At 54.6% G+C, this 1,566-nt stretch carries 2 protein-coding genes; one reads left to right on the top strand and one right to left on the bottom strand.

From position 1 onward, the window contains the following. Positions 1-241 precede the first annotated feature (241 nt). Positions 242-1,246 carry an RNA-guided pseudouridylation complex pseudouridine synthase subunit Cbf5 gene (locus MVK46_RS07140; protein WP_297535939.1) on the top strand — a complete coding sequence of 335 codons (1,005 nt, stop codon included), beginning with the start codon at positions 242-244 and terminating at the stop codon, positions 1,244-1,246. A gap of 25 nt (positions 1,247-1,271) precedes the next feature. Here MVK46_RS07140 and MVK46_RS07135 read toward each other — a convergent pair. Next, positions 1,272-1,566: hypothetical protein (locus tag MVK46_RS07135; protein ID WP_297535938.1), on the bottom strand; the 295-nt coding region annotated here is incomplete at its 5' end.

The following is a 1,566-nucleotide window of genomic DNA, read 5'->3' as shown; positions in this document are numbered from 1 at the left end:
TCTGGGAGGAAGAGGGCGTTTACGTCATTCGGGAGGTCTTCACGGGGGTTACGACTCAGGGGGAGACAATAGAGGAGGCAATTGAGAACCTCAAAGAGGCCGTTGAGCTGTACCTTGAGGAGTTTCCGGAGCTGAGCTTCACAAAGAGTTAAAAGCTGGTACGTTGATGGGAGTCCTGAGACTTGCTCAAATAAGCAAGGAGGACTTTATCAAAGCGCTGGAAGACCCATAGGTGATGCTCATGGCGAGGGATGAAGTGAGGAGAATCCTTCCAGCGGATATAAAGCGAGATGTACTGATTAAGGACGAGAAGGCCGAGACGAACCCGAAGTGGGGCTTTCCGCCGGAGAAGAGGCCGATGGAGATGCACATGCAGTTCGGCATAATCAACCTTGACAAGCCACCGGGGCCGACGAGCCATGAGGTTGTCGCGTGGATTAAGAAGCTCTTCAACCTGAGCAAGGCCGGCCACGGCGGAACCCTCGACCCCAAGGTCAGCGGCGTCTTACCGGTTGCCCTTGAGAGGGCCACGAGGGTCGTTCAGGCGCTCCTTCCTGCCGGTAAGGAGTACGTAGCTTTGATGCACCTTCACGGTGACGTTCCCGAGGACAAAATCCTTGCCGTTATGAAGGAGTTCCAGGGCGAGATAATCCAGAGGCCACCGCTGAGGAGTGCCGTAAAGAGGCGCCTGAGGACGAGGAAGGTCTACTACATCGACGTGCTCGAGATAGACGGCAGGGATGTGCTCTTCCGCGTTGGCGTCGAGGCGGGAACGTACATACGTTCGCTGATTCACCACATAGGCCTAGCTTTGGGCGTTGGAGCGCACATGGCCGAGTTGCGCCGTACTAGAAGTGGTCCCTTCAAGGAGGACGAGACGCTGGTGACGCTCCACGACTTGGTGGACTACTACCACTTCTGGAAGGAGGACGGCATTGAGGAGTACTTCAGGAAGGCGATACAGCCGATGGAAAAAGCAGTTGAACATCTGCCCAAGGTGTGGATAAGGGATTCGGCCGTTTCTGCCGTAACGCACGGCGCTGACTTGGCCGTTCCGGGAATAGTCAAGCTCCACAAGGGCATAAAGAAGGGTGACCTCGTTGCGATAATGACCCTCAAGGATGAACTAGTTGCCCTCGGGAAGGCGATGATGACGAGCGGTGAGATGCTCCAGAGGAGCAAGGGCATAGCGGTTGACGTTGACAAGGTCTTCATGCCGAGGGACTGGTATCCGAAGCTGTGGTAACGAAAGACAAGGGGGCTCCGCCCCCTTATCTCTCTGTACTCTCAAACCCCCGGAGTGGGGCTTCGCCCCACAACCCCATTTTCTTCCAAATCTCCGGGGGGCTAACGCCCCCACACCCCCAGAAAACTTTGCCAAGCAAAGTTTTTTGAATTATTTTTCTCCTCAATGGGTCAATTTTGAAGGCGAGAAGATTGATTCCTTGACCGTGCTGGCCCTCCTGAACCTTTATTAAACGTTTTAGCGTATCGTAGCAAGGTGGCGTGTATATGAGCTGGAAGGACCCTCGTCTCCTCCTAAACTTTCTTCTCGGGACGGTTTTT

Origin of the sequence: Thermococcus sp. (assembly GCF_027066465.1) — an archaeon.
Lineage (GTDB): Archaea > Methanobacteriota_B > Thermococci > Thermococcales > Thermococcaceae > Thermococcus.
Note: the sequence above shows the minus strand (reverse complement) of the source record. Positions and strands in the feature narration are given on the sequence as shown.

Excerpts from the sequence above, each read along its gene's own strand:
- MVK46_RS07140 (WP_297535939.1), top strand. The coding sequence starts at position 242 with ATGGCGAGGGATGAAGTGAGGAGAATCCTTCCAGCGGATATAAAGCGA.